The sequence below is a fragment of the Brevundimonas sp. Marseille-Q4549 genome (assembly GCF_976940555.1).
On the sequence record NZ_CDRHXG010000001.1, the window covers coordinates 252,619 to 276,682 of the forward strand.

Genomic DNA, 24,064 nt, shown 5'->3' on the forward strand with positions numbered 1-24,064 from the left:
CCGGCGATCCGGGCGTTGTCAAAATGAAGGAGGCGGTCTTATGACGCCGATGATGATGACCAAGGAAGATTTCGCCGGTCTGGGCGCCCCCGATCTGGTGTATGTGCGCGAGGTGAAGGCCTCGGACCTGTTCAACCAACAGGTTCAGTTCAAGGACGGCGCCGTCGATCTGGATCCCGACCAATCCCTCTACGCCGTGCATGGCGCTGATGGAGAGCGTTTGGCCGTCATGCTGGACCGCGACACCGCCTTCGCCGCCGCCGTGGCTCATGAGCTGGAGCCCGTGTCGGTCCACTAGAGGGCGACGCCCTCAGGCGGCGGTGGTGGCCGGCTGATCCTTGACGAACAGGGCGCGGACGGCGTCGGTCGTGCGGGCCTGACGCAGTTGCTCGCGCAGTTCCGAAGAGCGCAGGGCGCGCGACACCGCCGCCAGGGCGCGCAGATGCTCGGCCCCGTCCTTGGGCGGGGCGAACAGGGCGAACAACAGATCGACCGGCCGGTCGTCGACGGCGTCGAACGCCACCGGCGTATCCAGCCGCACGAAGACGCCCGTCACCCGCTCGATGTCGCGCAGACGCGCATGCGGCACGGCCACGCCCGAGCCCAGGCCGGTCGAGCCCAGGGCCTCGCGCTCCATCAGGGCTTCGAAAATGCGGGCGTCGTCGATGTTCAGGACGTGAGAGGCCGCCTCGGCCACGGCGTGCAGAGCCTGGCGCTTGGAGGACGCGCCTCCGCGCAGGACCACGCCGTTGGCGGCGAGCAGATCACTGATGTCCATGGGACAACCTCACACACGCAACCTCGCGCGAGCGCCCCTTTAGAGCGTCCCGCGCCGAAGTCAAACTGAGCCGCAAGGGCCGAGGAAAGCCCGGCGCGCCGCGATGGGCGCGCCGGTGGGTCGATCTCAGTGCGCCGCGCCGTTGGCGTGGCCGTTGGAAGCCTTGGTCCGTTCCGGATCGATCCAGCCCACATTGCCGTCGGGCCGGCGATAGACGACCGAAAGGCCGCCGTGCGCCGCATTGCGGAACAGCACGACCGGATAGCCCGTCATGTCCAGCTCCAGAACCGCCCGTCCGACCGTGATGGTGCGGATTTCGTGTTCGGTCTCGGCGATGACCATGCCCACCGGCGGCGGGCCGTCGTCTTCGCCGGCCGCGCCGAAGGCGTCGTCATCCACGCTGTCGGGGTCCCGCAGCACGATGCTGCGGGCGACTTCGCGGGCGGCGTTCTCGGTCTTCTCGGGCGACAGGCCCTTGGGCCCGATATGGTGATCCTTCAGGCGGCGCTTGTAGCGACGCACCCGCGTTTCCAGCCGATCCAGCGCCTCGGTGAAGGCCGAATGGGCGTCGCCGCCGAATCCGGTCGTGACCAGGGTCTGGCCCGACGCCAGGCGGACCCAACAGTCCACCTTGAAGCCATGGCCGTCCTTGGACACCACGACCTCGGCGTCGTCACCGCCGCGGGCGAAGTATTTTCCGACCCCGTCTTCGAGTTCCTGGGAGATGCGCGAGCCTAACGCTTCGCCGACATCCACTTGCTTGCCGCTGACTTGGACTTGCATGCCGATAGAACGCGCCGGTCCCGCTTTGGTGTCAATCGGATCACGGTTTTGTGGTCACGCTTGTCAGGCGACGCGCAGCATCCGGCGACGTTCGACCGAGGACGGAATCCTCAAGGCTTCCCGGTATTTGGCGACCGTCCGGCGGGCGATGTCGATGCCGGATTCCTTCAGGATTTCGACGATCCGGTCGTCGGACAAAACGTCGCCCCCCAGCCCCTCGCCGTCGATCATGGTCTTGATCCGGTGACGGACGGCTTCGGCCGAATGGGACGCCGCCCCGTCCACCGACTGGATGGCGGCGGTGAAGAAGAATTTCAGCTCGAACACCCCGCGCGGCGTGGCGACATATTTGTTCGAGGTGACGCGGCTGACGGTCGATTCGTGCATGCCGATGGCGTCCGCCACCGTCTTCAGATTCAGCGGCCGCAGGAACTCCACCCCGAAGGCGAAGAAGGCGTCCTGCTGGCGCACGATCTCGGACGACACCTTCAATATGGTCTTGGCCCGCTGATCCAGCGACTTGACCAGCCAGTTGGCCTGGGCCGCGCAGTCCGCAACGAAGGTCTTTTCCACGTCCGACCGCGCCCCGGCCTGGACCAGGCCGTGATAGCGCTTGTCCACCAGCAGACGCGGCAGGGTGTCGGCGTTCAGCTCCACCCGCCAGCCGCCGGCCGGATCGGGCCGCACATGGACGTCGGGCACCACCGTCTGGGCCGGTTCCCCGCCGAAGCCCGCGCCCGGACGCGGCGTCAGACCCTTCAGTTCGGCGATCATCTCGGACAGGTCCTCGGCGTCGACGCCGCAAACCTTTCTCAGCCCCGCCAAGTCGCGCCGCGCCAAAAGGTCCAGATTGTCCAGCAGCGCCCCCATGGCCGGATCGAACCGGTTGCGCTCCATCAGTTGCAGCTTCAGGCATTCGGGCACGGAACGCGCCATGATCCCGGTCGGTTCGAAGCCGTGGCAGACCGCCAGCACCGCCTCGATCCGTTCCAGCGGCACGCCCAGCCGATCCGCGAACTCGGTCAGTTCGCCGCGCAGATAGCCGCCCTCGTCCGTCGCGTCGATCAGGGTCAGGGCGATGCCGTGATCCGCCGCCGAAAAGCCGGCCGACGAGGCCTGGGCCTGCAGATGTTCCCACAGGGTCGGTTCATGGGTGTCGGGCCGGTCGCCCTCGCCCTCGAACACCTGACCGCCCTTGCCCGCGCTGGACCAGTCGGACAGCCCCGGCTGGGCCTCGTCGGTCATGCGGTCGCTGGTGCGTTCGCCCGGCGCGGCGTCGCCGTAGACATCGTCCGATCCGGCGTCCAGGGCCGAGGCGGCTTCGCCCCCCACCCCGTCGCCAAAGGTCATCTCGGCGTCCGCCGAGGCCGCCGAGGCCGTCTCGACCGCCTCGGCGCCGTCGCCCTCCGGCTCGTCGCGCTGCAGCAGGGGATTGCGTTCCAGCTCGGCCTCGACGAAGTCCTCCAGTTCGAGATTCGACAGTTGCAGCAGCTTGATCGCCTGCTGCAGCTGGGGCGTGATGACCAGCCCCTGCCCCTGTCTGACCTCTAACCTCTGCCCGATCACGTCCCTGAACCCCGCCCGGCGCCCAACTGGCCCGGAACTTGCTGGAGCACAATGTCGCCAGAGGGGTTAACGTCCGACAAACAGGGCGCGCGGTCGCTGCAGGACCGCCCATACGCGGATCAGACGTAGTTTTCGCCCAGATAGACCCGGCGGACATCGGGATCGTGCACCGCCTCCTCGGCCGTGCCCTCGAACAGCACGGACCCGCTGGAGATGATCGAGACCCGATCAGTGATGTCCAGCGTCTCGCGCACATTGTGGTCGGTGATCAGCACCCCGATCCCTTGCGCGGCCAGATAGCGGATCACCGAGCGGATGTCGGCGATGGCCAAGGGGTCGATGCCGGCGAACGGCTCGTCCAGCAGGATGAAGGACGGCCGCCCGGCCAGGGCGCGCGCGATCTCCACCCGCCGCCGCTCGCCGCCCGACAGGGCCGTGGCCCGCGCCTGGCGCAGATGCTCGATGTTCAGTTCGTCCAGCAGGCGGTTGGTCTCGGCCGCGATCTGGCTGGGCGGATAGTTCAGCTCGACCACCGCCTTGACGTTCTGCTCCACCGTCATGCCGCGGAAGATGGAGGCTTCCTGCGCCAGATAGCCCAGGCCCATGCGGGCGCGCTGATACATGGGCTGGGCGGTGATGTCCTCGCCGTCCAGCCAGATGCTGCCCGAATCCGGCGGGATCAGGCCGGTGATCATGTAGAAACAGGTGGTCTTGCCGGCGCCGTTCGGCCCCAGCAGACCGGCCACCTCGCCGCGCTGGACGGTCAGGGAGACGTCGCGCACCACCTGGCGCGGTCCGAAGGCGCGGGCGATGTTGCGCACCCGCAGGCCCTTTTCGGCGCGCGTCGGGACCTCGACCGGCGGGGTCGCCGGTTCGTCCCTGTTCAGTGCGGAAAGCTCCTTGCGCGCCAAGTCGGGAACTCAGTTGCTGCTGGGGTAGAAGACGCCCTGGATCCGGTTGCCGGCCGCCCCGCGCGGCGCCCCGGCCATGGTCGCGGCGTCGGTGTTCACATTGTAGGTCAGTCGCCCGCCGGTCAGCACGTTCTGCCCCTGGGTCAGGACGACGTCGCCCGTGACCACCACCTCTCCGGTCCCGATGGCGTAGACGGCGCGGTCGCCGCGCATCGACTGGGTCGGGGTCACGAAATAGACCTTGCCCGTCGCCTCCACCCGGTCCGGATCGCCCGAAGCCTTGCGGTACAGGGTGATGGCGTCGGCGCGGATGCGGTTCTGACCCTGCGTCACCTCGGCGCGACCGCGCAGGGTGATGCGCTCGGCGGTCTGTTCGCCGCTGTCGGCGCCGAAGGCGATCGGCTGGTTCGAAGCCATGCTGCGGCTCGTGCTTTGGGCGTCGCCCACCGCCGGCAGGGCCAGGACCGTCAGGGCCGCGACCCCCGCCAGGATTTTCGATGTCATCGCCGTCATTCGCCTGATCCCGAGGGATTGATGGTCCCGCTTATCTTGGTGTCGCCGGAGCCGTTGAAAACCACCCGCCGTCCCTGATCATAGATCGCATAGGACGAAGCGTTGATGGTTCCAATAGGGCCGACACCCTGAACGCCCTTTGAACCGGTGACGATTCCGGTGTTGGTGTCGACCACCGCCTCGGGCGTGGTGAGGACGAAGCCGCTGCCGCCGTCCGAAATCTTCACGTTCGGACCGATGGTCACGGTGCGCGCCTGCTCGTTGTAGGTCCCGCCGTCGGCGGTCAGTTCCGTCACCTTGCGCCCGCCCAGGTTCAGCCTCAGCGCCGGCCCCATCAGGCGGAACTGGCCGGTCCTGGGATCGCGGATCGCCCCCTGCGCCCCGACGGTGAAGGCGCGGCCCTGCGCGTCCTGGCCATGGAACAGGGGCTTGTCCAGCCGCACCTCCTGGCTCTGGCTGGCCTTGCGCTCCACCCCCGACATGACGGTGCGGAACACCGTCCAGGTCAGGGCGCCGCCCGCCAGCACCAGGATGACGATGGGCAGCACGCGGCGGTACAGCTTCACCCGGCGCGAGCGCGCGCGCCAGCGTTCGCCGGCCAGGGCGACGCGGGCCTCGTCGGCCTCGATGCGGGACTGTTCGCCGGGTTCGGTCAAGCGCGCCTCAGCTGTGGGCGAAAATGTCGACCTCGTCCCAACCGGCGAGATCGAGGGCCGACCGGGTCGGCAGGAAGTCGAAGCATTTGGCCGCCAGTTCGGCGCGGCCTTCCCGCGCCAGCATCTGGTCCAGCCGCGCCTTGGCCGCATGCAGATAAAGGACGTCCGACGCCGCGTAATCCAGCTGCGCCTGGCTCAGTTCCGCCGCGCCCCAGTCGGACGACTGCTGGGCCTTGGACAGGTCCACCCCCACGGTCTCGCGCACCACGTCCTTCAGGCCGTGCCGGTCGGTATAGGTGCGCGCCAGCCTGGAGGCGATCTTGGTGCAATAGACAGGCCGCGTCTCGACGCCCAGATGAAGCTGGAACATGGCGATGTCGAAACGCCCGAAGTGGAAGATCTTCAGCACCTTGGGGTCGGCCAGCAGCCGCTTCAGATTGGGACAGTCATAGCCGGGGCGGCGCATCCGCACGACATGGGCGTTCCCGTCGCCGGACGACAACTGCACCACGCACAGCGGATCGCGCCGGAAGCGCAGGCCCATGGTCTCGGAATCGACGGCGACCTCGGGCCCCAGATCCAGATCGTCGGGCAGGTCGCCCTCATGCAGATAGACAGTCATGCGGGGTTCTTACACGGCCAGGGCGCTGCGCGAAACGGCCTCAAGCAGTCGAGCGACGTGCGGGTTTCGATAGGCCGAAACAACAACGGCGCCGCATCGTTCGATGCGGCGCCGTCTGAAAGATGGTGCCCAGAAGAGGACTCGAACCTCCACGGCCGTTAAGCCACTGGCACCTGAAGCCAGCGCGTCTACCAATTCCGCCATCTGGGCCCCGTCGGCCCCGCCTTGCGGCGTTTCCATCGGGAAGGCGCGGACCTCTAAGGGAGGGTCCGGGCGGGGTCAACAGGGATTTTCGTCTGGACGCCGATTTCTTCCGCAAGCGGCGCCTTTGGCCGTCTGAACGTCGATTAAGCCTGTTCCCTTACCGCGTCTTGAGGGGCTGTCGGCTAGACCCGTCGCATGTCGTCGACGTCCCCGTCTTCCGCCGCGCGCGACCGCCGCGCCGCCCCGCGCCAGGCCTATCGCAAGGCGCGCCGGGCGCACGAACGCGTGCGTCTGCTGGGTCAGGCGATGGATCTGGTCAGGCCCGAGGAGGTGATGCACCACCTCCAACTGGCCGTGGCGGAGGCGCGCAGGAGCCTGATCGCCAATCACAATCTGCACAGCCTCTATCTGCTGACGCGGCGACCCGAACTTCAGGCCTTCTACGACCGCGCCGACATGGTGGAGGTCGATTCCACCCCCCTGCTGTGGTTCTCGCGCGTCCTGGGCCTGCACAGCCGCGCCTTTCACCGCTGCACCTATCTGGACTGGCGCGATCATTTCTGGAGCCTGGCCGACCGCAAGGGCTGGCGCGTCCTGTCGATCGGCGGCGCCCCCGGCGTGGGCGAGGCGGCGGCGGCGAAGCTGGCGACCCGCTATCCGGGCGCCGAGATCGAGACCCGCCATGGCTATTTCGACGCCGCGCCCGGTTCGGCCGACAACGCGGCCGTCCTGGCCCAGGTCGCGGCGTTCAGACCCCACGTCCTGTTCGTCGGCATGGGCATGCCGCGCCAGGAGTTGTGGATCGCCGACCATTTCGACGCCCTGCCGCCTTGTGTGGTCCTGTCGGTCGGCGCCGCCTTCGACTATGAGGCCGGAGCGCAGAAGGCCGCGCCTCGCTGGATGGGCCGAGCAGGGATCGAATGGGCCTATCGCCTGTTCCACGACCCGAAGCGCCTGTTCGTCCGCTACTGCGTCGAGCCCTGGTTCCTGCTGCCCCTGATCGTCGCCGACATCCGCGCGGCCCGACGAGGCCGCCGCGCCTGACGCCTCTCGCCATCCGCCGTCGGCTTCGTCATTGTGCGCCCGATCGAAGACGGAGGCTGGATGACGCCGGATCGGAAACACCCGCACGTCGCGGTGATCGGCGCCGGTTTCAGCGGCCTGATGACGGCCGTGCACCTGACGGCCCTGTCGGTGGACCTGCGCGTCACCCTGATCGAGCGGCGCCCCGTCTTCGGGCGCGGCGTCGCCTATGACACCCGCGCTCCCGGCCATCTGCTGAACGTGCGCCTGGATAATATGAGCGCCTTTCCGGATCGGCCGGACGACCTGGCCGACTGGGTCGCCGCCCGCGATCAGGCCCCCGCGCCGCACGACTTCATCGGTCGCGGCCTGTACGGCGACTATCTGGCCGCGATCCGGGACCGGGCCCTCGCTAAGGCAGACGGCCGACTGACCCTGACGCCGGCCGAAGCCCTGGCCCTGGACCGCACGGCCGAGGGCTGGATCGTCTCGACCTCGGACGGGCCGGTCGCCGCCGACGCCGTGGTCCTGGCCTTGGGCAATCTGGAGCCGGGAACGCCCCCGGGGATCGATCCGGCCCTGCGCACCTCCGCCCTCTATGTCGAGAACCCCTGGGCGCTGAACCCGCGCAGCATGGCCGACGCCCGCCGCATCCTGGTGATCGGGACCGGCCTGACCATGGTGGACACAGTCCTTTCCTTGCGCGCGCCCGGCCGCCGGTTCGTCGCCCTGTCGCGCCGGGGCCTGGTCCCACGCGCCCATTCGGTCGAGGTTCATCCGCCCACCGACGACGTCTTTTCCGGCGGGCCGTCGCAGGTCCTGGCCCAGGTGCGGGCGGCCTCGGCGCGTCAGGACTGGCGCGCCGTGTTCGACCGGCTGCGACGCGTCGCCCGCGACCTGTGGCGGGGCTGGACCCCGGTCGAGCGGTCCCGCTTCCTGCGCCATCTGCGCCCGCTGTGGGACGTGCATCGCCATCGCCTGGCGCCGACCATCGCCGCCCAGGTCGAGGCCCTGCGGGCGACAGGCGACCTGACGATCCACGCCGGCCGCCTGACCGAAAGCCATTTGACGGACACGGGCGCTCAGGTCTGCTGGCGTCCGCGCGGCGGCCGGGACGCGGTCTGCGAAGGCTTCGACCTGGTCGTCAACTGCACCGGCCCCCTCAGCGCGGTGGAGCGCAGCACCCGACCCCTGATCCGCAATCTTCTGGCCAAGGGCCTGATCCAGCCCGATCCCCTGGGGCTGGGGCTGGCGGTCGACGAAGCGGGTCGGCCGCTGGACGTCGCGGGCCGCCCGGTCCCCGGCCTCTACGCCATCGGCCCCCTGACGCGCGGCGCGGCGTGGGAGATCACGGCCGTGCCCGATCTACGCGGCGCAGCCCTGGACCTGGCCCGTCGCGTGACGGCCGACATGACGGCCTGAGCGGGAGCCGCCCTACAGCGGCATCGCCATGATTTCCTTGTAGGCCGAGATCACCTGGTCGCGGACCGAGATCACCGTCTCCAGCGACGCCTCGGCCGAGCTCAGCGCCGTCACCACGTCGATCAGATTGCCCTGACCCTGGACCGAACGGGTCATCTGGGTCTCGGCCGCGCGCGACTGCTGGGCCATGTCGGTCATGGCGGTCTTGACCAGGTCGGCGAAGCCGCCGTCGCCCGCGCCGGGCGCCGGCGCCGCGCCCGACAGCCCGGTCGGCATGCCCCCGCCCTGAACGGCGGCGTAGGCCCTGGCGGCCATCATCGGATTCATGGCCTAGACCCTCAGCGCTTGATGATGTCGAGGGTGCGGCTGTCCATCGACCGCGCAGTCTCGATGACGTTCAGATTGGCCTCGTAGGCGCGCTGGGCCTCGCGCATGTCCATGGCCTCGACCAGGGTGTCGACATTGGGCCGCATCACATAGCCTTGGGCGTTCGCGGCCGGGTGGGACGGGTCGTAGTCCATCTTGAAGTCGCTGCGGTCGGGCCGCACCTCGGCCAGGGCCACCCCCGTCGCCCCGTCCACCTCGCGCGCCTGGAACACCGGGATCTGGCGGCGATAGGGCTCGCCCCCCGCCGTGCGGGCGGTCGACTGGGCGTTGGCGATGTTCTCGGCGATGACGCGCATCCGCGACTGCTGCGCCTTGAGGGCGGAGGCGGCGACGGCCATGGCGCTGTTCGACGGGGGGACGGTGTCGGGCATGGGTCAGGCCTTTCTCAGCTGGCGCCGGGCTTGCGGGCGGCCATGCGGATCATGGACATGGACTTCTGGTAGAAGCCGATGGCGGCGTCATAGGCCATGCGGCTCTCGGCCATCTTCAGCATCTGCTCTTCGACCACCACCGAATTGCCGTCCAGCGTGGTTTCCGAATCGGGCGCCTTGGTCTGATCGAACCGGACCGAGGGCCTGGCGGGCGCGATATGGGCCGCATTGGTGCGCGCCATCTGCAGGCCCCCGCCGTTCCTCAGGGCGGCGGCGAAATCGGCCGGCTGCTTCAGGTCGCGGCCGACGAAGCCGGGCGTGTCGGCGTTGGCCACGTTCTCGGCGATGACCCGCTGGCGCGCGTCCAGCCAGTTCAGACGGCCCTTGATCTGGCCCAGCAGCGGTATGTCGGCGACGCCCATGGCGGTCTCCCGTGCGACGCGGATGCGCGCGATGGGCAGAAAATGCCGCCTGCATGGTTAACAGGCCCTTATCTCAACGCCTCGTTAACCGTGGTGGTTAAGACTTCGCCCATCGGCGCGATTTGCGCGGGGCCTCTCAGCGTATGAATTTTCTCGATCTCGCCCGCGCCGTCTTCGGCCTGGCCTTCACCCTGGGGCTGATCGGCCTGGTCGCCTGGGCCACGCGCCGCTACGCGCCTCAGCTTCTGGCCCGTCTGAACGCCGAGCGCGGCGCCCGCCGTCTTCAGGTGGTGGAGACCCTGGTCCTGGACCCCGCCCGTCGCCTGGTCCTGGTGCGCGTCGACGAGGAGGAGCGGCTGATCCTGCTGGGCGAGGGGCGCGAACTGATCGAACCGCGTCAGGTCGGAGGCGGCCAATGAAACCCGCCCTGTTCGTCAGACCGACCGGCCCCGAGCTGAAGCGCGCGGCGGTCCTGTCGCTGTTCACCACCCTGGTCTGTCTGGCCTGGCCCGTCGCCGCCCTGGCCCAGCAGGCGGCCCAGGGCGGATCGGCCATCAACATCGACCTGGGCTCCGGCGCGGGCCTGACCCAGCGGGTGGTCCAGCTGGTCGGGCTGATGACCGTGCTGTCCCTGGCGCCGTCCATCGTCATCATGACGACCAGCTTCGTGCGGATCGTCGTCGTCCTGTCGCTGCTGCGCACCGCCCTGGGGCTTCAGCAGTCGCCGCCGAACGCCGTGCTGATCTCCCTGTCCCTGTTCCTCAGCGCCATCGTCATGGCCCCGACCTGGCAGGACGCCTATGATTCGGGCGTCCGCCCGCTGATGGATCAGCAGATGGAACTGCCTCAGGCGTTCGATGCGGCGTCCGAACCTGTGAAGACTTTCATGCTGGCCCAGGTGGACCGCGGCGACCTGGCCCTGTTCACCCGGCTCAGCAAGATTCAGCCCCCTCAGAACCTGCAGGAATTGCCCCTGCGCGTCGTCACCCCGGCCTTCATGATCAGCGAGCTGAAGAAGGCCTTCGAAATCGGATTTCTCCTTTTCGTTCCGTTCCTTGTGATCGATCTGGTGGTGGCCAGCGTCTTGATGTCCATGGGCATGATGATGCTGCCGCCGGTGGTGGTGTCCCTGCCGTTCAAGCTGATCTTCTTCGTGCTGGTGGACGGCTGGAGACTGGTCGCGGGCAGTCTGGTCGAGAGCTTCCAGCGGGCGTCCGGAACCGGATAATCCCCGGCCCTGCTGGCGTTTCCGCTGCATCGGCGCTTGCAATGCCGCGCAAAATCCGTGTTGATCCCCCGGTCCTCGCCTTGAATCGGGCGAATAACACTGGAAACGCTTCTTATGACCACTCAAGCCGAACTGATCGCCGCCGTCGCCAAGGACGCCGGTGTCTCGCAGGCCGACGCCGGCAAGGTTCTGACGGCCATCGTCGAGAACATCCACAAGTCCCTGAAGTCGGGCGGCGACGTCCGCATCTCGAACCTGGGCGTCTTCGACACCGCCGAGCGCGCCGAGCGCGAAGGCCGCAACCCGGCCACCGGCGCGACCATCAAGATCGCCGCCTCCAAGGCCGTCCGCTTCCGCGTCTCCAAGCCGCTGAAGGACGCCGTCAACGGCTAAGCCTTTTTCGGTCCCAGACGGGATCGATCAAAGCATGACGGGCGGAGATCGCGACGCGGTCTCCGCCCGTTTTCGTTTCCGGCGATGGATCAGGAGGCGGGCTTGGCCTGGGCGTCCTGGCGGAAGGCCTGTTTGGCGCTGTTGACCCAGCCGATGAAGGTGTCGGCCTGGCTGGACAGATTGGCGAAGTCGCCCGCGCCCGCCACGCCCGACAGATTGTCGTCCAGCGCCACGCGGATCGCCGCGCCCGACCGCGCCCCGGCGACGAAGGACGCATAACGTCCGTTCAACCTTTGCAGCGCGGCCCGGTCGCCCGCCAGGGAATAGCCCACGCCCGTGCGGATCAGCCAGCTTTCCTCGGCCGGCGTCAACGGCGTCGCGGTCTTGTAGCGGTCGCCCAGCCGCGCCTCGTAGATCGGGGCCGCCTCGCCCCACTTCTGCTGTTTCCAGAAGATGTCGGCCCGCACCTCGCGCGCCGGGGGCGACTGGTCCTTGTCCAGCACCTCCAGCGCATGGTCGAACCGGCCCAGGTCCATCAGGGCGCGGGCCTCCAGCGCGCGCCGCTCGCTGTTCATGGCCGCCGGCAGCAGGGTGGTGCGCGACCCCCATATGGCCTGCAACGCCTTCTCGGGCTGGCGGTCCATCAGATAGACGGTGGCCAGGTTGGTGGCGACCTGGGCCTTGGCCACGCCGTCCAGCCGCTCGTCCACCTGATGCTTCAGAAGCTCGGCGGCCTGGTCCAGCAGATCGACGTCGATCAGGCGGCGCGACAGGCGGCGCACCATCTCGTCCCCGTCGGCCCCGATGGGCGTCAGTTCGCGGAAGTCGTAGAACAGGGCCAGGGCCGGCACCGGCTGAAGCCCGTCGGCCGCGCCGTCCAGGAACAGGGCGCGGAAGGCGTTGGACTGGTCCGCCTGGATCTCGGTCGCGCCAGGCACGCCCGCCATCCGCTTGCCGGCGCTGCGCAGTGCGTCCAGCGCCTCGCGATAGCGGCCCTGTTTCAGATAGATGTCTGACAGTTTGCGGATCACCGCCAGTTCGGTGGCGTCGCCGCGCCAGCGCCACTTCAGCTGCTCCAGCCGCTGGGCCGCCTGGTCGGGGTTGATGGCCCCCTTGTCCAGCTCCAGGGTCACGGCCCCCAGCTTGGCGGGGGTGGCGATCCCGTCCAGAGAGGCGCGCGACACGGCCTTGTAGATTCCCAGCGCCCGATCCTTGTCGCCCGTCAGGTCGAACAGCCGCGCCTGCACCAGCCGCGCCGTCAACTGGTCGGCCGCCGGGGCGTCCTGGCTGAACACATAAGCAAGCAGTTTCTGCGCGGCGGGCAGGTCGCCCAGCTCCACCGCCGCCAGCGCGTGGGCCGTGCCGAACCGCGCGCGCCAGACCTTGGGAAAGCTGTCGATGGCCGTGGCGCCGGCGGCGAAGTTGCGCCGCGCCCCCTCCCAGTCGCCCTGTTCGGCGGCGATATAGCCCTGCCAGACGCGGGCGGACGAATCGTCGGACAGGCCGCCGATGGCGAAGTCGGCCTGGGCCTCCTCCAGCCGGCCGACACCGACGCGGGCCGCGCCGCGCAGACCCCGCACCTCGGGCTCGCCCTGAAGGTTCGGCGCCTTGGCGATCAGGGCGTTCAGCACGCCGATCGCCTCGTAGTTCAGGTTCGATCCGACCAGGAAGCGCGCCAGGGCCAGTCGCGCCTCGATCGGCGCGCGGGGATTGTCGTCGGCCGCCAGGGTCTCCTGCGCGGCCGCATCCTGAAGGCGGCGATAGCGGTCGGAAAAGCCCGCCTCGCCCAGGGCGGCCCATTCGTCCAGGATCAGGGCGGGATGCGACGCCCGCCGGGGCGCGTCCGCCCCCTGATCGCCCGTCTCCAGAGCGGCGGACGGCGGCGACAGGGTCAGGCCGTTCGGCCGGCTGATCGTGACCAGATCGCCGGCGGCCTCCACCTTCAGATCGTCGGTCGGCGTCTCGACGGCCAAGCCTTGGGCGGTGGGGATCAGGGTCAGATCGATGGTGGAGCGTTCGCCCGCGAACCCTTTTCCGGGTGCCAGGGCCGTGACCGCCGCGAATCGGTCCCCGACCAACGGATCGGTCAGCCAGATCGCCTTGGTCGCTCCGGCCATGCGCGCCACCAGGGCCGGAGAGCCGTCGTCGGCCCGGCCGACCTCGACCCCCTGGGCCTCGGGCGTCGCCCCGCCGATGGTCACGGTCCAGGTCCCGCCCTGGCCCTGGGCCGAGACCGCCAGACCGTCCGGCGCCGCGACCCGCACGGCGGTGTAGTCCGGCCCCGCCGCCCAGCGCGCGTCCTTGGCCGGGCCCAGGGCCTTGGCGCCCGTCATGTCCATCCGCGCGGCGGCGTCGAACACGATCCAGACCGCCTCGCCCCGGCGGAAGACGGCGGCGCCGACCGGCGCGCCCCACTGGAAGGTCAGGACCGTCTTCTCGGCGCTGGAGACCGCGCTTACCGGCACGACCGACCGGGTCGCGGGCCTTGCCGCCTCGGTCGTCTCGGGCGCCTTGCCCGGCGCATAGAGATTCAGCCAGACCGCCCCGTCCGCCACGCCCGAGCGGGCCTCGGCGCCCGGCGCCAGGGTGATGACCAGATCCGTGCCGCCGCCGCGCGCCATGCGCGTCTCGACCGCCTTCACCGCCGGCGGCGGATCGACCCTCAGGCGCGAAACATCGGGCGCCGCGCTGACGCCCAGCCGCACCACCACCTTGTCGCCGTCGCGGCTGACGCGCGACCGCACGCCGATGACGCCGCCGAATTCGACCCGGGTGAACTCCGCATTCTGGCCGATATTGATCGACAGGGGGTCGCGCCCGCGCCCGGCCTCCTGGGCCAGGGGGGCCAGGGGCGCAAAGGCGACGGCGCCGGCCGCGGCGGCGGCCACGGTCGTCTTCAGGATGCGCTTGCTGTGCGGAGCCCCGGACATATCCCGCGACCCATGCCCCGAAAGCCCTTTAATCGCGGTTAACCGCGTTCGCCCGCGAACCGACCTCGCCTTGGACAAGTCGCCCACGCGACAATCCCGCCTCGAACGCGCATAGTGCCCTCATGACCGACTATCCGCGCCTCAGCACCCTGAAGACCGGCCTGGCCTGCCGGTGCCCGCGTTGCGGCAAGGGCGCCCTGTTCAAGGGCTATCTGACGCTCAGGACCGAATGTCCCGAATGCGGCCTCAGCTACGGCTTCGCCGATCCGGCGGACGGCCCGGCCTTCTTCGTCATGACGGCGGTCGGCCTGGTCGGCATGATCCTGTTGATGGCGTTCGATTTCATCGTCCACCCGCCCATCTGGGTCCATGCGGTCGTGACCCTGCCGATCCTGGTGGCGATGTGCATGGGCTGCCTGCGCCCGTTCAAGGCCTGGCTGGTCGCCGAACAATACGTCCACAAGGCCGCCCCGCCCGAGTTCTCCTCCAACGGCAAGCACGGCCCCTACTAGAGCCTGATTCAGGCTCTAGGCTTCGATCACCGTCAGTTCGGGCCAGCGGCCCCGGGCGCTTTCGACGACCTTGGCCCAGCCCCTGGCGCGCGGCCGGTTCGGATTGGGCCGGATCGTCAGGGCGAAGACGTCCTCCAGCCCGAACGGCGCCGCGACCGTGATCCGGTCGTCCGCCTCCAGCCGCACCCCCACCGCAAACGTCGGCGCCACGAACCGTTCCAGCGCCTGATCGGTCGAGGTCAGGGCCTCGTAAGGTTCGCCGAAGCGGCTCTGGAACCACAGATGCACCCGCGCCTGGTTCCGCACCTCGACCTGGCTGCGCAGCGGGTCGTCGAAGGCTGAGGCGACGCGTTGGATGACCATGTCCTCGGCCTCGTAGGACAGGTCCGAGCCGTCGAAATAGGCCAGGTCGTAGTCCTTGACGCCATAGCCGTGCGGCCGTCCCGTCTTGGAGTTCCACACTGCCTGATAGACGGCGCCGGACACCAGTCGCCAATCGGGCAGGTCCAACGCCCGCACCGTGGTCAGCACCTGCATCAGGCCCGGATCGGCGCGCACGATGGCGACCAGTTCGGTCTCCAGATCGCTCATCCCCGCACCGGCCAGCCGTGGTCCAGCGGGCCGTGACCGCCGCCCAGGCCCGGCGCGCGGCGGATCGCCTCTCCGACATAGGCCCAGGCTTCCGCGACCGCGACCTCCAGCGGCCGGCCCAGCGCCAGCCCCGCCGCGCACGCGCTGGCCAGGGTGCAGCCCGTGCCGTGGGTGTGGCGGGTGTCGATCCGTTCGGCCTCCAGCGCCGTCTCGCCGTCCGGGGTCATCAACAGGTCGATCACCGTCGGTCCGTCCACATGGCCGCCCTTCATCAGCACCGCCCGGGCGCCCAATGCCAACAGGGCCTCCCCCGCCCGCCGCTGACCATCCAGGTCGCGCACCGACAGCCCCGTCAGGGCCTCGGCCTCGGGCGCATTGGGCGTCAGCAGGGCCGCGCGCGGGATCATCAGCGATTTCACCGCCTCCACCGCCGCATCCGGCAGCAGGGACGCCCCGCCCTTGGCGATCATGACGGGATCGACCACCGCGGGGGCGTCCGCCTCGTCCAGCAGGGCCGCGACCGTCTCCACCACCTCGACCGAGCCCAGCATGCCGGTCTTGACCGCATCGGTCCCGATATCCTCCAGCACCGCCCGCGCCTGAGCCGCGATCAGATCCAGCGGCAGAGGATGGACCCCATGGACCCCCAGGGTGTTCTGCACCGTGATGGCGGTGATGGCCGTGGCGGCGAACCCGCCCATCATCGTCACGGCCTTGATGTCGGCCTGAACCCCCGCGCCGCCGCCGCTGTCGGAGCCCGCCAGGATCAACACCCGACCTCGATGAAGCGCGCTCATGCCGCCGCTCCCGAAAACAGTTTCAAACCGACGATGCCCGCCACGATCAGCAGGATGCACACGGCCCTGACCACCGTCGCCGGCTCGCCATGGACCAGCACGCCCACCACCGCCGCCCCGACCGCGCCGATGCCGGTCCACACCGCATAGGCCGTGCCGATGGGCAGCTTTTGCGTGGCGACCCACAGCAGGATCATGCTGCCGGCCAGCGCCACGCCGACGCCCAGCGACGTCAGCGGCCGGTTCAGGCCGACGGTCTTCAGGCCCGAAGCCCACAGGACCTCCAGCAGACCGGCGACCATCAGCGTCGCCCACGGATTGATCGACATGACCCAGGACATGCGGCTCAGATGGCGCAGCCCGTCGATCAGGGCAAGCCGCGATCAGCCGCCCAGCGGCCCCTTGAAGATGAAGAAGGCGCCCAGGGCGATGAAGGCGAAGCCGACCAGATGGTTCACCGTCAGCTTCTCGCCCAGATACAGCACCGAAAACCCGGCGAAGACGATCAGGGTGATCACCTCCTGCATCGTCTTCAGCTCGGCCGTCGAATAGACCTGATGGCCGATCCGGTTGGCCGGCACCGCCAGCCAGTACTCGAAGAAGGCGATGCCCCAGCTGGCGATGACCAGGAGCCACAGCGGCTTGTGGTCGAACTTCAGGTGGCCGTACCAGGCGAAGGTCATGAAGACGTTCGACAGGACCAGCATGACGATGGGGGCGATATAGGGGTTCAGGGGCATGGATCGGGACTGTTGCGAGGGTCTTCCATCGCCATAGCCCAGCTGCGACGCCAGGTCGCGGGTCTTCACCCCGCCGCCGTCACCGCCGCCTGAAGCTTAAGGGCTTGCACCGTTTCGCGCACGTCGTGGACCCGCACCATGCGCGCCCCGCGCCGCGCCGCTTCCAGCGCCAGGGCCAGGGAGCCGCCCAGCCGGTCGCCGGCCTCCGTCGCCGTCGGATCGACCGCCTGGATCAACCGCTTGCGGCTGGCCGCGTACAGGACCGGAAAGCCCAGATCGACCAGAACGTCCAGTCGCGCGGTCAGGATCAGATTATGCGCCGCTGTCTTGCCGAAGCCGACGCCGGGGTCCAGCCAGATCCGCTCGCGCGCCACGCCCGCCGCCGTCGCCGCCTGGGCGCGCACGGCCAGATAGTCCCGCACCTCGCCCGCCACATCGTCGTATCTCGGGTCGGCCTGCATCGTTCGGGGCTCGCCCTTCATGTGCATCAGCACCAGGTCGCAGCCCAGTTCGGCCGCGACCGCCGCGCTGTCCGGCGCGTGCGTCAGGGCGGTCACGTCGTTCCACATCGTCGCCCCGGCGGCGACGGCGGCGCGCGCCACGGCCGGCTTCATCGTGTCGATGCTGATCGGTCCGTCCCAGCGGGCGCGCAGGGCGGCGATCACCGGCGCCGTCCTGCCGATCTCCTCGGCCGTGCCGACCGGCAGCGCGCCCGGCCGGGTGCTTTCCCCGCCGACGTCCAGCACGTCCGCCCCGTCCGCGACCAGCCGCATCGCCCGCTCGACCGCCGCCCCCGTCGAGGTGAACCGCCCCCCGTCCGAAAAGCTGTCGGGGGTGACGTTGACGATCCCCATGACCAGGGGTCGCCCGTCGGTTTGACTTTCGCGTCGCATGGGACCAGCCTCTAGCCGTGATCGCTCGTTTCGTCAGCCAGGCTCGACGCCTTTCCCACGCGGGACGCCTCGTCGCAGGCGACTGACCCGGAACGGCCGCGCGCCCTTCGCCCCGTTCCGGGCGCCTCTTCCCCCCTTCCCTTCCCGATGGCCGCGACGCCGCGCCTGCGTCCATCCGTCCGCATCAGAGCATCCCCATGTCCCCTCGTCCCAAGATCTATATCGGCGCCGCCGATCACGACCGTCTCAGCCGTCTGGTCGGCGACATGCCCGGCGCCGGCGTCGCCGGCCTGCTGCAACAGGAACTGGATCGCGCCGTGGTCGAACCCGAGGGCCGCCCCGCGCGCGGCGCTCCGCTGTATCGCTGGCTGCATTATGTCGACGGCCGCTCGGAAACCCCGCGCCGCATCCAGATCGTCATGCCCCAGGACGCCGACATCGACGCCGGCAAGGTCTCGATCCTGTCGCACGTCGGGGCGGGCCTGATCGGCCTGGCCGAGGGGCGCACCATCGCCTGGACCGATCCGTCCGGCGCCGAACGCCGCCTGACCCTGGTGCGGATCGAGGAGCCCGAGGACGGTTGAGCCGCGCGGGCCTCAGCCCTTGCCGCCGATCAGGCCGCCCAGGGCCTCCAGATAGGCGGCGAAGGCCGTGCGGCCGGCCGGGGTGATCGACACGCGCGTCAGGGGCCGATTGTTCACGAAGCTCTTGGCGACGGCGACATAGCCGGCCTCCTCCAGCTTCTTGATGTGGACCGACAGATTGCCTTGGGTCGCCTCCAGCACCGTCTTCAGTTCGGTGAAGTCGGCCGCCTCGACATCGGCCAGATAGACCATGATCCCCAGCCGCATGCGGCCGTGGATGACCTCGTCGATCCGTCCGAAATCGGCCAACCCCATGGTTCAGGCCGCCTTGGCGCCCGCGCGGGCGTCGCGGAACAGGGCCCACCCCGGCAGGGCGAACAGCAGGAACAGCGCCACGGTGCAGACGCCCAGATAGGCGACCGGCTGGCGCACCAGCAGGCCCAGGGCCACCGCCGTGACCCATCCGCCCAGCGACACCGCCAGCATCCAGCCCTTCTTCTTCAACACCCAGGCCACATACCAGGCCGCCGACTGAAGGGCGAAGACGATGGCGGCGTAATAGAGCCAGACGGCGAAGTCCCGATCCCGGATCGCCCCCACGGCGAAGACGATCACCACGGCCGCGTTGGCCATGCCGGTGGCGCTGAAGGCCGCGCTCGTCACCCGCGTGGCCAGCGGCCCTCGATTGGCCGGACCGGCCTTGCGGTCCCTCAGGATCGCCCAGGTCAGGACCGCCAGAAAGGCGACGCTGATCCCGACCACGAAGGCCAGGTTGGCCGGATCGGGCCAGCGGATCAGTCCCAGCACCTGCCCGACGTGAAACAGGCACTGAAGGCCGTACAGCAGCCCGCCCGCCAGATAGCAGACGGTCAGGGTCATCGGCGGTCGCCCGCTGCCCTCGACGATGGAGCGCATGAAGGCGAGGTCGGCTTCGGGCGTGCGGGACTTGTCGGTCATCGGGTGATTCCTGGCGCGACGCGGCTGCCTTTCCGGATGGACGCAGCCGCCGGGGTTGGCAAGCTATTCGGCGGGGGCGAACACGGGTCGTGGGGCCCTCCTCCAGGGCACGCGGCGGCCGTTCAGCCAGCGCCCCATGAAGCTGTGACGGATCAGCAGTTCGTAGCTGGCGATAGAGACGGCCAGGACGCCCGAGACGACCAGGATCAGCTTGACGGCCCACGGCAGGGTCCAGTCCTGCACCAGGACCTGTCCCGTCAGCACCAGCGGCAGATGGACGATATAGACCCAGTAGGAGGCGTCCGAGAGATAGCGCCGCACGGCGCTGCGGCCCGAGGCGAACCGCATCGCCAGCCCCACGGCGGCGAAGACCGAGGCGAAGGTCGCCACGCCGAAAGCCGCCGCCGCAGCCGCCTTGATCGACGGATCGGTCAGGGGCGTCAGGCGCGGATCGGGTCCGCCCGCCAGCATCAGGGCCATCGCGCCCACGACCAGGGCCAGCCCCAGACAGGCGGGCGTCCAAGCCTGGATGCGGCCCAGCAGGTCGCGCCGGCGGTCCAGCAGCACGCCGAAACCGAACGCCGTGCCGAAGCCGACCAGGGCGGCGGCGTTGGGGATCAGGCCGTGGTCCGGCGTCGGCACGCCGAAGAAGGCGATCCAGTTCGGCTCCAGCCACAGGGCGACCGCCACGGGCGCGCCCAGCACCAACGGCCCCCATGGCCCGGTCAGTCCCGCGGTCAGGCGATCCAGCGCCCGCGCGCCGTCGCCCTTGCGGTCCAGCGCCCCGAAGGCCGCGCGCAGTATGAGCAAGGCCGCATAGAAGATCAGCAGCACCCAGAGGAACCACAGATGGGTCAGGGGAACGTCGGTCCAGTCGTATTTCGGCGGCGGCGGGGCGTCGGCGGCGGTCAGCCCCTGCAACGCGGCGTTCCAGATCACCACGGCGACGATGGCCGCCAGGACCACGCCCCAGAAGACGGCCAGCGGCGCGGCGATGCGCGTCAGGCGGTCGATCGCGAAGCCGACCACGCCCCGCCTGTTCAGCAGACCATGCGCGAACAGGCCGGCGATCAGGAAGAAGGTCCCCATGCGGAACAGGTGGATGGCGAAGAACAGGCCGCTGGCCCAGACCGACCGCTGATCATCGGCGACGATCCAGATCGGGGTCGGAAAGAAGGAAAGGGTCGCGTGCAGCACCACGCCCAAAAGCAGGGCGGCGGCCCTCAGGGCGTCCAGCCCATGCAGTCGTTCGGATCGGTCGATTTCGGACGCCGTCATGGCTCCCTCCCCTTGATGAGGAGAAACCATTCTCACAGACTAGTCTAAATTACAAACCAGTTCACAAGATGACGTTGACGCCACGACCGTATCGCCCCCGACGCATGCGAAAACCGCCGGGAGATCGCTCTCCCGGCGGTTTTATTCTTTTTCCGTCACCCTCGGGCTCGACCCGAGGGCCGAGCGGTCCGCCGCAGTGCGCCAGCCGTGGATTCACAGCCAGCCCGACATCCGATCCTCGGGTCGAGCCCGAGGATGACGGCGGCTGGAGACGCCCTTCAGTGAACCGTCGGCACGCTGGTCGCGGCGGGCGCCGGAGCGGGAACCTCGATGTCGGTTCCGTCCGAAACCGGCGTCACCGGCACCGAGACCGAAGGCCCGGCGTTGGGGAAGTTGTTCTCGTCACGGTTCGGCGCGACGCCCTTCTCCAGCAGGTCCCTGATCTCCTCGCCCGACAGGGTCTCGTATTCCAACAAGGCCTGGGACAGCTTTTCGTGATGATCGGCCTTGGTCGTCAGGATGCGCCGCGCCTCGTCCCAGCCCGACGTGACCAGGCGGCGAACCTCCTCGTCGATAGTCCGGGCCGTCTCTTCGGAGATGTTCTGGCTGCGCGCGACCGAGTGACCCAGGAAGACCTCCTCCTGGTTCTCGCCGTAAGCCACCGTGCCCAGCTTTTCGGAAAAGCCCCAGCGCGTGACCATCGCCCTGGCCAGTTTGGTCGCCTGTTCGATGTCCGACGATGCGCCCGAGGTGATGTTCTCCTTGCCGAAGATCAGCTCCTCGGCGACGCGTCCGCCCGCCATGATGGCGATCCGGTCGATCATCTGCTGGTATTTCATCGAATAGCGGTCGCCTTCCGGCAACTGCATCACCATGCCCAGCGCCCGGCCGCGCGGCACGATGGTCGCCTTGTGGACCGGGTCAGCCGCCTTGACGTTCATGGCGACGATGGCGTGACCGGCCTCGTGATAGGCGGTCAGGCGCTTTTCTTCCTCGTTCATGGCCATGGAGCGACGCTCCGAGCCCATCAGCACCTTGTCCTTGGCGTCCTCGAAGTCGCGGTGCGTGACCATGCGCCGGTCCTTGCGCGCCGCCATCAGGGCCGCCTCATTGACCAGGTTGGCCAGGTCGGCGCCCGAGAAGCCGGGCGTGCCGCGCGCGATGGTCTTCACATTCACGTCGGCGGCCAGGGGCACGTCCTTCATATGGACGCGCAGGATGCGTTCGCGGCCCGAGACGTCGGGGTTCGGCACCACCACCTGACGGTCGAAGCGGCCGGGACGCAGCAGGGCCGGGTCCAGCACGTCGGGACGGTTGGTGGCGGCGATCAGAATGATGTTCTCGGACGCCTCGAAGCCGTCCATCTCGACCAGCAGCTGGTTCAGCGTCTGTTCGCGCTCGTCGTTGCCGCCGCCCAGGCCGGCGCCGCGATGGCGACCGACGGCGTCGATCTCGTCGATGAAGATGATGCAGGGGGCGTTCTTCTTGGCCTGTTCGAACATGTCGCGCACGCGGCTGGCGCCGACGCCGACGAACATTTCGACGAAGTCCGAGCCCGAGATGGAGAAGAAGGGCACGCCCGCCTCGCCCGCCACCGCGCGGGCCAGCAGCGTCTTGCCGGTGCCGGGAGGGCCGACCAGTAGGGCGCCCTTGGGGATCTTGCCGCCCAGACGCTGGAACTTGCCGGGGTCCTTCAGGAATTCGACCACTTCGGTCAGTTCTTCCTTGGCCTCGTCCACGCCGGCCACGTCGTCGAAGGTCTTCCTGCCCTTGTGCTCGGTCAGCAGCTTGGCCTTGGACTTGCCGAAGCCCATGGCGCCCTTCGCCCCGCCCTGCATCTGGCGCATGAAGAATATCCACACCCCGACCAGAAGGGCGATGGGCAGGATGCCGATCAACAGGCTCATCCAGATCGACTGGCCGCCCGACTTGGCGTCGATGTCCACCCCCGCCTGCAGCATGGCGTTCATCAGCTGTTCGTTGGGATAGACGGTGGTGGAGGTGAAGCGCGTGCCGTCCTTCAGCTCGCCGTTCACCTTGTCCACGCGAACCGTGACCTGCTTGACCTCCCCGGCCTGGACCTTCTGGACCAGCTGGGAATAGCTCATGGTTTCGGTGCGGGCGGCAGGCTGACCGGGCATGCCGGTCATCAGCCCGCCCTGCGACAGGGCGCCGAAAAACGCCAGCAGCGCCAGGATGATGACGCCGGTGATCGCCAGATTACGCAGGTTCATAGGGGTCCTCGGTCGGCCGCCGGCCCCTTGGGTCCGCCGGTCTGGAATGGTCTGGCCAGGAAAATAGGAGCTTCCGGGGCGTTACGCCATCGGTCGCGGGATTCAGATCGTCTTCATGCGTCGTTTCGTCCAGCGCCAGCCTGAGCCGTTCCGCGACAAGCCCGCGCCGTTCGACGCTCGTGTCTGCAAGAACCGGCGCCAGTCCGCCGTCCCGCAGCAGGACGGGCGCCGCCCCGCGCGCGGCGGGCGGCAAACGGTTCAGCCGGGCCCGCTCCCCTGGCGACAGCCCCGCCAGCCGCCCCCGGGCCGCGACCACGCGCCAGCCGGGATCGGCGGCGGTGAAGACGAACCGCCCGTCCCACACCGCCTCCACGCCGGGGATCAACCTCAGCGGCGCAAGGGGCCGCCGCGCCAGTTCGCCCGCCTCGCGCATGATCAGCACATCCGCGCCCGCCGCCGCGACCCGCGCCCCGCACAGGACGGCGGTGAAGGCCTCGCCCGCCCGCAGCCGCGCGATCAGCCGGGCCAGACGGTCCCCGCGCGGCGGCGCGTCCCCGCCCCCCGCCGAAACCAGGGCCGCCGCCAGGGCGCGGCCGCCGATAGCCCGCCCCGTGCGGACAAGACCATCGTCCCCGACGAACAGCCGCGCCGCGTCCTCGACCGGCTCAGAAGACGTCGCGGGCGCCGTCGCCCCTGCCGCCAGCGCCTGACGCGCCCGGCTGCGGCCGAACCGCGGATCGGCGTTGGCGGGATCCTCGATCCAGCTCAGGCCCCGCCCGTTCAGCCAGTGACGCAGGGTCGCGCGCCGTTCCTCCAGCAGGGGCCGCAGCAGCATCACCCCCCGCCCCTCGGGCCATGCGGGCGAGGGCGACCATTCGCGCACCCGGCCCAGGGTCGCCCCTCGCGCCCGCATCCAGTCGGCCTCGGCTGCATCGTCGGCGGTGTGGGCCATCAGGATCACCCGCGCCCCCGCCTCGCGCGCCGCCTCGCCGATCAGCCGATGCCGCGCCGCCCGCGCCGCCGCCGTCAGCCCCGCCGCCGGCTTGTCGCCGTCCCACGTCAGGCCGCGCCAGTCGGCGCCCGCCGCGCGCGCCGCCTCGGCCGCCTGGGCGGTCCAGCGCGCGCTGTCGGGATTCAGTCCATGATCGACCGTCAGGGCCAGCAGGGGTCGCCCGCGCGCCCGCGCCCAGTCCGCCGCCAGATGCAGCAGGGCCATGGAATCGCCGCCGCCCGACAGCGCCAGGGCTAAGGGCGCGGCGCGATCGGCCG

29 protein-coding genes and 1 tRNA gene are annotated in these 24,064 nt (G+C 69.5%); 8 read left to right on the forward strand and 22 right to left on the reverse strand.

What is annotated here, in order from left to right; all coding sequences use genetic code 11:
* Window positions 1-40 precede the first annotated feature (40 nt).
* Window positions 41-298, forward strand: a complete 258-nt coding sequence (locus tag ACWPV3_RS01330; protein ID WP_292089182.1) for a DUF1150 domain-containing protein — start codon at window positions 41-43, stop codon at window positions 296-298.
* Between the two features lie 12 nt (window positions 299-310).
* Here the strand turns inward: ACWPV3_RS01330 and ACWPV3_RS01335 are convergent, their stop codons facing one another.
* The 8 genes from ACWPV3_RS01335 to ACWPV3_RS01370 form a co-directional block, all read right to left on the reverse strand.
* Complete coding sequence (locus ACWPV3_RS01335; RefSeq protein ID WP_292089180.1) at window positions 311-778, reverse strand: PTS sugar transporter subunit IIA; 468 nt, start codon at window positions 776-778, stop codon at window positions 311-313.
* A gap of 126 nt (window positions 779-904) precedes the next feature.
* On the reverse strand, window positions 905-1,561 hold the full coding sequence (gene hpf / locus ACWPV3_RS01340; RefSeq protein WP_292089178.1) for a ribosome hibernation-promoting factor, HPF/YfiA family: 657 nt from the start codon (window positions 1,559-1,561) through the stop codon (window positions 905-907).
* A gap of 63 nt (window positions 1,562-1,624) precedes the next feature.
* A complete protein-coding gene (gene rpoN / locus ACWPV3_RS01345; protein ID WP_453976545.1) occupies window positions 1,625-3,127 on the reverse strand; it encodes an RNA polymerase factor sigma-54 in 1,503 nt (500 codons plus the stop codon).
* Between the two features lie 119 nt (window positions 3,128-3,246).
* Window positions 3,247-4,038 (reverse strand): LPS export ABC transporter ATP-binding protein, encoded by a 792-nt coding sequence (gene lptB / locus ACWPV3_RS01350; protein ID WP_312735784.1) that lies wholly within the window; start codon window positions 4,036-4,038, stop codon window positions 3,247-3,249.
* Window positions 4,039-4,047: 9 nt separating this feature from the next.
* Complete coding sequence (locus ACWPV3_RS01355; RefSeq protein ID WP_292180384.1) at window positions 4,048-4,551, reverse strand: LptA/OstA family protein; 504 nt, start codon at window positions 4,549-4,551, stop codon at window positions 4,048-4,050.
* Complete coding sequence (gene lptC, locus ACWPV3_RS01360) at window positions 4,548-5,207, reverse strand: LPS export ABC transporter periplasmic protein LptC (RefSeq protein ID WP_312735788.1); 660 nt, start codon at window positions 5,205-5,207, stop codon at window positions 4,548-4,550. The genes ACWPV3_RS01355 and lptC overlap by 4 nt, the downstream gene beginning before the upstream one ends.
* 7 nt (window positions 5,208-5,214) lie before the next feature.
* Complete coding sequence (locus tag ACWPV3_RS01365; protein WP_292180377.1) at window positions 5,215-5,829, reverse strand: ribonuclease D; 615 nt, start codon at window positions 5,827-5,829, stop codon at window positions 5,215-5,217.
* 123 nt (window positions 5,830-5,952) lie between these two features.
* Window positions 5,953-6,039 (reverse strand) — tRNA-Leu (locus tag ACWPV3_RS01370).
* Window positions 6,040-6,228: 189 nt separating this feature from the next.
* Between ACWPV3_RS01370 and ACWPV3_RS01375 the strand changes: the two genes are divergently transcribed.
* Both ACWPV3_RS01375 and ACWPV3_RS01380 read left to right on the forward strand, forming a co-directional pair.
* Window positions 6,229-7,077, forward strand: a complete 849-nt coding sequence (locus ACWPV3_RS01375) for a WecB/TagA/CpsF family glycosyltransferase (protein ID WP_453976546.1) — start codon at window positions 6,229-6,231, stop codon at window positions 7,075-7,077.
* 60 nt (window positions 7,078-7,137) lie between these two features.
* Window positions 7,138-8,478, forward strand: coding sequence for an FAD/NAD(P)-binding protein (locus ACWPV3_RS01380; RefSeq protein ID WP_453976547.1), 1,341 nt, complete (start codon window positions 7,138-7,140; stop codon window positions 8,476-8,478).
* A gap of 12 nt (window positions 8,479-8,490) precedes the next feature.
* Here the strand turns inward: ACWPV3_RS01380 and ACWPV3_RS01385 are convergent, their stop codons facing one another.
* Genes ACWPV3_RS01385 through flgB form a run of 3 tightly spaced genes read right to left on the reverse strand, consistent with a single transcriptional unit; the run spans window position 8,491 to window position 9,658 of the window.
* Complete coding sequence (locus tag ACWPV3_RS01385) at window positions 8,491-8,805, reverse strand: flagellar hook-basal body complex protein FliE (RefSeq protein WP_312735795.1); 315 nt, start codon at window positions 8,803-8,805, stop codon at window positions 8,491-8,493.
* Window positions 8,806-8,816: 11 nt separating this feature from the next.
* Window positions 8,817-9,203, reverse strand: coding sequence for a flagellar basal body rod protein FlgC (gene flgC / locus ACWPV3_RS01390; protein ID WP_292089235.1), 387 nt, complete (start codon window positions 9,201-9,203; stop codon window positions 8,817-8,819).
* 47 nt (window positions 9,204-9,250) lie between these two features.
* Window positions 9,251-9,658: a flagellar basal body rod protein FlgB gene (gene flgB, locus ACWPV3_RS01395; RefSeq protein WP_292089166.1), complete on the reverse strand. Its 408-nt coding sequence runs from the start codon at window positions 9,656-9,658 to the stop codon at window positions 9,251-9,253.
* A 143-nt stretch (window positions 9,659-9,801) separates the two neighbouring features.
* Here flgB and ACWPV3_RS01400 point away from each other — a divergent pair, with 143 nt between their 5' ends.
* From ACWPV3_RS01400 to ACWPV3_RS01410, 3 genes are all read left to right on the forward strand, one after another.
* On the forward strand, window positions 9,802-10,077 hold the full coding sequence (locus tag ACWPV3_RS01400) for a flagellar biosynthetic protein FliO (RefSeq protein ID WP_292089165.1): 276 nt from the start codon (window positions 9,802-9,804) through the stop codon (window positions 10,075-10,077).
* Window positions 10,074-10,886, forward strand: coding sequence for a flagellar type III secretion system pore protein FliP (gene fliP, locus ACWPV3_RS01405; protein WP_453976548.1), 813 nt, complete (start codon window positions 10,074-10,076; stop codon window positions 10,884-10,886). Before ACWPV3_RS01400 ends, fliP begins: the two co-directional genes overlap by 4 nt.
* 114 nt (window positions 10,887-11,000) lie before the next feature.
* A complete protein-coding gene (locus ACWPV3_RS01410; protein WP_292089163.1) occupies window positions 11,001-11,279 on the forward strand; it encodes an HU family DNA-binding protein in 279 nt (92 codons plus the stop codon).
* Between the two features lie 89 nt (window positions 11,280-11,368).
* Here the strand turns inward: ACWPV3_RS01410 and ACWPV3_RS01415 are convergent, their stop codons facing one another.
* Entirely contained in the window at window positions 11,369-14,209 is a 2,841-nt protein-coding gene (locus ACWPV3_RS01415; protein ID WP_453976549.1) for a tetratricopeptide repeat protein, read from the reverse strand.
* A 122-nt stretch (window positions 14,210-14,331) separates the two neighbouring features.
* Between ACWPV3_RS01415 and ACWPV3_RS01420 the strand changes: the two genes are divergently transcribed.
* Window positions 14,332-14,721, forward strand: a complete 390-nt coding sequence (locus ACWPV3_RS01420) for a DUF983 domain-containing protein (protein WP_292089161.1) — start codon at window positions 14,332-14,334, stop codon at window positions 14,719-14,721.
* Window positions 14,722-14,736: 15 nt separating this feature from the next.
* On the opposite strand, the gene ACWPV3_RS01425 is transcribed toward ACWPV3_RS01420, so the two are convergent.
* The 5 genes from ACWPV3_RS01425 to folP form a co-directional block, all read right to left on the reverse strand.
* Window positions 14,737-15,312, reverse strand: a complete 576-nt coding sequence (locus ACWPV3_RS01425) for a nucleotidyltransferase family protein (RefSeq protein ID WP_453976550.1) — start codon at window positions 15,310-15,312, stop codon at window positions 14,737-14,739.
* Window positions 15,309-16,109 (reverse strand): bifunctional hydroxymethylpyrimidine kinase/phosphomethylpyrimidine kinase, encoded by an 801-nt coding sequence (thiD, locus tag ACWPV3_RS01430; RefSeq protein ID WP_292180352.1) that lies wholly within the window; start codon window positions 16,107-16,109, stop codon window positions 15,309-15,311. The genes ACWPV3_RS01425 and thiD overlap by 4 nt, the downstream gene beginning before the upstream one ends.
* Entirely contained in the window at window positions 16,106-16,450 is a 345-nt protein-coding gene (locus ACWPV3_RS01435; RefSeq protein ID WP_292087025.1) for a DMT family transporter, read from the reverse strand. The genes thiD and ACWPV3_RS01435 overlap by 4 nt, the downstream gene beginning before the upstream one ends.
* A 42-nt stretch (window positions 16,451-16,492) precedes the next feature.
* Window positions 16,493-16,849, reverse strand: a complete 357-nt coding sequence (locus ACWPV3_RS01440) for a DMT family protein (protein ID WP_292087031.1) — start codon at window positions 16,847-16,849, stop codon at window positions 16,493-16,495.
* A gap of 65 nt (window positions 16,850-16,914) precedes the next feature.
* Entirely contained in the window at window positions 16,915-17,742 is an 828-nt protein-coding gene (gene folP / locus ACWPV3_RS01445; RefSeq protein ID WP_453976551.1) for a dihydropteroate synthase, read from the reverse strand.
* Window positions 17,743-17,939: 197 nt separating this feature from the next.
* On the opposite strand from folP, the gene ACWPV3_RS01450 reads away from it, so the two are divergent.
* Window positions 17,940-18,326, forward strand: coding sequence for a GreA/GreB family elongation factor (locus ACWPV3_RS01450; protein ID WP_292087022.1), 387 nt, complete (start codon window positions 17,940-17,942; stop codon window positions 18,324-18,326).
* A gap of 12 nt (window positions 18,327-18,338) precedes the next feature.
* Here ACWPV3_RS01450 and ACWPV3_RS01455 read toward each other — a convergent pair whose 3' ends face one another.
* The 5 genes from ACWPV3_RS01455 to ACWPV3_RS01475 form a co-directional block, all read right to left on the reverse strand.
* Window positions 18,339-18,641, reverse strand: coding sequence for a winged helix-turn-helix domain-containing protein (locus ACWPV3_RS01455; RefSeq protein ID WP_292087021.1), 303 nt, complete (start codon window positions 18,639-18,641; stop codon window positions 18,339-18,341).
* A gap of 3 nt (window positions 18,642-18,644) precedes the next feature.
* A complete protein-coding gene (locus ACWPV3_RS01460; protein ID WP_453976552.1) occupies window positions 18,645-19,283 on the reverse strand; it encodes a hypothetical protein in 639 nt (212 codons plus the stop codon).
* Window positions 19,284-19,346: 63 nt separating this feature from the next.
* Entirely contained in the window at window positions 19,347-20,561 is a 1,215-nt protein-coding gene (locus ACWPV3_RS01465) for an acyltransferase family protein (protein WP_453976553.1), read from the reverse strand.
* A gap of 278 nt (window positions 20,562-20,839) precedes the next feature.
* The gene (gene ftsH, locus ACWPV3_RS01470) at window positions 20,840-22,795 is read right to left on the reverse strand and encodes an ATP-dependent zinc metalloprotease FtsH (RefSeq protein ID WP_453976554.1); all 1,956 of its coding nucleotides are present in this window, start codon (window positions 22,793-22,795) and stop codon (window positions 20,840-20,842) included.
* Entirely contained in the window at window positions 22,782-24,011 is a 1,230-nt protein-coding gene (locus ACWPV3_RS01475; RefSeq protein ID WP_453976555.1) for a tRNA lysidine(34) synthetase, read from the reverse strand. Before ACWPV3_RS01475 ends, ftsH begins: the two co-directional genes overlap by 14 nt.
* Window positions 24,012-24,064: the final 53 nt, after the last annotated feature.

Bases quoted from the DNA above. Each gene is read 5' to 3' on its own strand.
- ACWPV3_RS01465 (WP_453976553.1), bottom strand. From the start codon at position 20,561: ATGACGGCGTCCGAAATCGACCGATCCGAACGACTGCATGGGCTGGAC.
- ACWPV3_RS01355 (WP_292180384.1), bottom strand. From the start codon at position 4,551: ATGACGGCGATGACATCGAAAATCCTGGCGGGGGTCGCGGCCCTGACG.
- ACWPV3_RS01380 (WP_453976547.1), top strand. From the start codon at position 7,138: ATGACGCCGGATCGGAAACACCCGCACGTCGCGGTGATCGGCGCCGGT.
- ACWPV3_RS01385 (WP_312735795.1), bottom strand. From the start codon at position 8,805: ATGAATCCGATGATGGCCGCCAGGGCCTACGCCGCCGTTCAGGGCGGG.
- ACWPV3_RS01425 (WP_453976550.1), bottom strand. From the start codon at position 15,312: ATGAGCGATCTGGAGACCGAACTGGTCGCCATCGTGCGCGCCGATCCG.
- folP (WP_453976551.1), bottom strand. From the start codon at position 17,742: ATGCGACGCGAAAGTCAAACCGACGGGCGACCCCTGGTCATGGGGATC.
- hpf (WP_292089178.1), bottom strand. From the start codon at position 1,561: ATGCAAGTCCAAGTCAGCGGCAAGCAAGTGGATGTCGGCGAAGCGTTA.
- ACWPV3_RS01420 (WP_292089161.1), top strand. From the start codon at position 14,332: ATGACCGACTATCCGCGCCTCAGCACCCTGAAGACCGGCCTGGCCTGC.
- ACWPV3_RS01330 (WP_292089182.1), top strand. From the start codon at position 41: ATGACGCCGATGATGATGACCAAGGAAGATTTCGCCGGTCTGGGCGCC.
- ACWPV3_RS01400 (WP_292089165.1), top strand. From the start codon at position 9,802: ATGAATTTTCTCGATCTCGCCCGCGCCGTCTTCGGCCTGGCCTTCACC.
- ACWPV3_RS01440 (WP_292087031.1), bottom strand. From the start codon at position 16,849: ATGCCCCTGAACCCCTATATCGCCCCCATCGTCATGCTGGTCCTGTCG.
- ACWPV3_RS01415 (WP_453976549.1), bottom strand. From the start codon at position 14,209: ATGTCCGGGGCTCCGCACAGCAAGCGCATCCTGAAGACGACCGTGGCC.
- ACWPV3_RS01475 (WP_453976555.1), bottom strand. From the start codon at position 24,011: ATGGCCCTGCTGCATCTGGCGGCGGACTGGGCGCGGGCGCGCGGGCGA.
- ACWPV3_RS01335 (WP_292089180.1), bottom strand. From the start codon at position 778: ATGGACATCAGTGATCTGCTCGCCGCCAACGGCGTGGTCCTGCGCGGA.
- ACWPV3_RS01365 (WP_292180377.1), bottom strand. From the start codon at position 5,829: ATGACTGTCTATCTGCATGAGGGCGACCTGCCCGACGATCTGGATCTG.
- flgB (WP_292089166.1), bottom strand. From the start codon at position 9,658: ATGGGCGTCGCCGACATACCGCTGCTGGGCCAGATCAAGGGCCGTCTG.
- flgC (WP_292089235.1), bottom strand. From the start codon at position 9,203: ATGGCCGTCGCCGCCTCCGCCCTCAAGGCGCAGCAGTCGCGGATGCGC.
- ACWPV3_RS01455 (WP_292087021.1), bottom strand. From the start codon at position 18,641: ATGGGGTTGGCCGATTTCGGACGGATCGACGAGGTCATCCACGGCCGC.
- fliP (WP_453976548.1), top strand. From the start codon at position 10,074: ATGAAACCCGCCCTGTTCGTCAGACCGACCGGCCCCGAGCTGAAGCGC.
- ACWPV3_RS01375 (WP_453976546.1), top strand. From the start codon at position 6,229: ATGTCGTCGACGTCCCCGTCTTCCGCCGCGCGCGACCGCCGCGCCGCC.
- thiD (WP_292180352.1), bottom strand. From the start codon at position 16,109: ATGAGCGCGCTTCATCGAGGTCGGGTGTTGATCCTGGCGGGCTCCGAC.
- ACWPV3_RS01460 (WP_453976552.1), bottom strand. From the start codon at position 19,283: ATGACCGACAAGTCCCGCACGCCCGAAGCCGACCTCGCCTTCATGCGC.
- ftsH (WP_453976554.1), bottom strand. From the start codon at position 22,795: ATGAACCTGCGTAATCTGGCGATCACCGGCGTCATCATCCTGGCGCTG.
- ACWPV3_RS01410 (WP_292089163.1), top strand. From the start codon at position 11,001: ATGACCACTCAAGCCGAACTGATCGCCGCCGTCGCCAAGGACGCCGGT.
- ACWPV3_RS01450 (WP_292087022.1), top strand. From the start codon at position 17,940: ATGTCCCCTCGTCCCAAGATCTATATCGGCGCCGCCGATCACGACCGT.
- ACWPV3_RS01435 (WP_292087025.1), bottom strand. From the start codon at position 16,450: ATGTCCTGGGTCATGTCGATCAATCCGTGGGCGACGCTGATGGTCGCC.